General features: G+C 64.8%; 3 protein-coding genes. 2 read left to right on the forward strand and 1 reads right to left on the reverse strand.

The window, feature by feature from the left end; all coding sequences use genetic code 11:
* Positions 1–1,062 (forward strand): alanine racemase (gene alr, locus E5W87_RS32170; protein WP_292407017.1); only part of this gene is annotated, 1,062 nt, incomplete at its 5' end.
* Positions 1,063–1,220: 158 nt separating this feature from the next.
* Positions 1,221–2,477 carry a D-amino acid dehydrogenase gene (locus E5W87_RS32175; RefSeq protein ID WP_292407021.1) on the forward strand — a complete coding sequence of 419 codons (1,257 nt, stop codon included), beginning with the start codon at positions 1,221–1,223 and terminating at the stop codon, positions 2,475–2,477.
* Positions 2,478–2,503: 26 nt separating this feature from the next.
* On the opposite strand, the gene E5W87_RS32180 is transcribed toward E5W87_RS32175, so the two are convergent.
* On the reverse strand, positions 2,504–3,385 hold the full coding sequence (locus tag E5W87_RS32180) for a LysR family transcriptional regulator (RefSeq protein WP_292407024.1): 882 nt from the start codon (positions 3,383–3,385) through the stop codon (positions 2,504–2,506).
* Between the last annotated feature and the right edge of the window lie 74 nt (positions 3,386–3,459).

Genomic DNA, 3,459 nt, shown 5'->3' on the forward strand with positions numbered 1-3,459 from the left:
GTCGATCTCGGCGCCATCCGCGAAAATTACCGGCGGCTCAAGGCGCGGTTGGGCGGCGTCGGCTGCGCGGGTGTCGTCAAGGCCGACGGCTACGGGCTCGGCGGGGTCCAAGTGGCGGCAGCACTGGCGGCCGAGGGCTGCGACATTTTCTTCGTCGCGCATCTGGCCGAAGGTACCCGGCTGCGCCAGGCGCTCGGCTCAGGGCCTGCGATCTACGTGCTGAACGGCATTCAGCCGGGCGCTGAAAGCGAAGCGGTCGAAGCGGAGCTGGGCGCGGTCATCAACAGCGCCGGCCAACTCGCCGCCTGGCGCGCGGCGGCGCAGCGGACGGGCCGCACGCTCAAGGCTGCAATCCAGGTCGACAGCGGCATGTCGCGGCTCGGCATGGCGGCAGCGGAGGTGGAGACCGTCGCTGCCGATCCGCAGGCGTTCGACGGTATCGAGGTCGACTTCGTGATGAGCCATCTTGCTCGCGCCGACGAGCCCGAGCATCCGGCCAACGAGCTGCAGCGGCTGGAATTCGAGCGGCTGCGCAGGATGCTGCCAAAGGCGCCGGCCTCGCTCGCCAATTCCTCCGGCATCTTTCTTGGACAGTCCTTCCACTACGACCTCGCCCGGCCCGGTGCGGCGCTCTACGGCATCAATCCGACGCCAGCGGAGAAGAATCCGATGCTTCCGGTGGTGCGGCTTCAGGCAAAGGTCATCCAGACGCGCAGCCTCGATAGGGGAGCCGGCGTCGGCTATGGCCATATTTTTCACGTGGCCGAACCGCTGGTCGCCGCAACGATCTCGCTTGGCTATGCCGATGGCTGGCATCGTCGCGCGGCCTCAGCTGCCTGGTTCGAAAATGTGCCACTGCCCTTCCTCGGACGCGTATCGATGGATTCGATCGTTCTCGACATTTCGGCCCTGCCGCCCGACAGGCTGAAGGCAGGCGACCTCGTCGAACTGATCGGGCCGTCGCAGACGGTGGACCAGGCGGCCGGCCATGCCGGCACCATCGGCTATGAAATCCTGACCAGCCTCGGACACCGCTTTCACCGGCGCTATGTGAATGGATAGCGGGCGGGCTTTTTATGCATGCCGTTGTCCCAAAACCGCTGCATAGTTTTGGGCGACATGCTTGGGCACTTGGCGGACGCCGTAAAATCCGGCAGACAGAAAGCCACGATGCCGCGCCCCCAAACCCCTGACAAGACGTCTTTCTGGAGAGCTATGCGATGAAGATCTTCGTGCTGGGCGGCGGCGTCATCGGGGTCACCACCGCTTATTATCTCGCCGAGGCCGGCCATGAAGTGACTGTCATCGACCGTCAGAAGGGCCCGGCGCTGGAAACCAGCTTTGCCAATGCCGGCGAGATCTCGCCCGGCTACGCCTCGCCCTGGGCCGGTCCCGGCGTCCCGTTGAAGGCGATCAAATGGCTTTTGATGAAGCATGGTCCGCTGGTGGTGCGGCCGACTGTCGATCCGCATATGTGGTTATGGCTGGTCAGGATGCTGCGCAACTGCACGGCCGAGCGCTATGCGGTGAACAAGGCGCGCATGGTGCCTCTGGCCGAATACAGCCGCGACACGCTGAAAGCGCTGCGCGAGGCGACCGGCATCGCCTATGATGAACGCGCCAACGGAACGCTGCAGCTTTTTCGCACACAACAGCAACTCGACGGCACGTCAGGCGATGTCGAAGTGCTCAAGACATATTGCGTTCCCTACGAGATTCTCGATCCCGACGGCTGTATCGCGGCCGAGCCGGGGCTGGCAGGGGTGCGTGAAAAATTCGTTGGCGGCTTGCGGCTGCCGGGTGACGAAACCGGTGACTGCAAGATGTTCACCGACCGTCTGGCCGAGTTCTGCGTGGCGCGCGGCGTCACCTTCGAATATGATACGTTGATCAGGCGCATCATCCGCAAGCGCAACAGTATCGCCAACATCAATACCAGCAAGGGCTGGAAGACTGCCGACGCCTATGTGATGGCGATGGGCAGCTATTCGGCCAAGTTCATGCGTATGCTGAGACGGTCCATACCGGTCTATCCGGTCAAGGGCTATTCGATCACCCTGCCGATCAAGGATGCTGCCGCAGCACCGGTGTCGACGGTGATGGACGAGACCTACAAGGTGGCGATCACCAGGCTCGGCGACCGCATCCGGGTCGGCGGCACGGCGGAGATTTCAGGCTTCGACCTGAGGCTGCATGAATCGCGGCGCCGTACGCTCGAACATTCGGTCGGCGACCTTTTTCCAGGCAGCGGCGACATGCGGGAGGCGAGTTTCTGGTGCGGGTTGCGGCCGATGACGCCGGACGGGCCGCCGCTGATCGGCCGCACCGAGTTTTCCAACCTCTATCTCAATACCGGCCACGGCACGCTCGGCTGGACCATGGCCTGCGGCTCGGCCAAGGTGCTGGCCGACATCATCTCCAACCGGGTACCGGACATCAATGTCCGCGATCTCGGACCGGAGCGGTACCAGCGCTAGGATCAGAAGGCTTCCTTCACCGCGCTTTAGACGAACAATCCCCGCTCCCGTTCCACTGCCTTAGTGATGAAGCTCGCAACGATCTGGACGCGGCGCAGCGGCCTGACCGATTCGTGATAGACCAGCCAGTAGGCACGGCGGATCGGCGCGACGATGTCGACCGCCACCAGTTCCGGCATCGAGCGGGCGACGAAGGTGTGCAGGATGCCAATGCCGGCGCCGGAGCGCACCGCTTCGGCCTGGCCGAGCGCCGAGGAAATGGCGAAGCTGGTGCGCCAGTCGGCGCTGAACTCTGCCGCATAGTCGAGCGAGGGGCTGACGATGAGGTCCGGCACATAGCCAATCAGCGTGTGCCGGCCAAGCTCGGCGGGCGTCTTGGGCAGGCCATGCGCTTCGGCATAGGCCTGGGACGCGAACAGGCCGAGCGTGTAGTCGACCAGCTTCCCCGCGACCAGCCTGCCTTCGGTCGGCCGTTCCACGGTGATGGCGATGTCGGCCTCGCGCCTGGACAGAGAGAAGGAACGCGGCACCGGCACCAACTGGATGGTGAGTTCGCGGTGGAGCGCCGTCAGTGCGCCGAGGCGTTTGGCCAGGAAGGCTACGCCGAAGCCATCAGGCGCGCCGATGCGCACGGTGCCGGAGACATCGTCGCCTTCGCCCGCCACGGTCGAGCGCGCGGCGATCATATCGCCTTCCATGCGCTCGGCGATGTCGAGGAAGCGCTCGCCCGCCGGCGTCAGCTCGCTGCCTGTGGTAAGCCGGCGAAAGAGTTTTGTGCGCAGCGCATCTTCGAGCGCGGCGATGCGGCGCGAGACAGTAGCGTGGTTGAGCTCCAGCCGCCTAGCTGCGCCGAGGATCTGGCCGGCACGCGCCACGGCGAGGAAGATCCGGACATCATCCCAGTTCATGGGAATGGTCCGGTTCAATAGTGGGCGCTGCGTTAGCGAGCGTCGCGTTCCCGCCCACCCCCCTCTGTCCTGCC

The sequence above is a fragment of the Mesorhizobium sp. genome (assembly GCF_004962925.1).
Classification (GTDB): domain Bacteria; phylum Pseudomonadota; class Alphaproteobacteria; order Rhizobiales; family Rhizobiaceae; genus Mesorhizobium.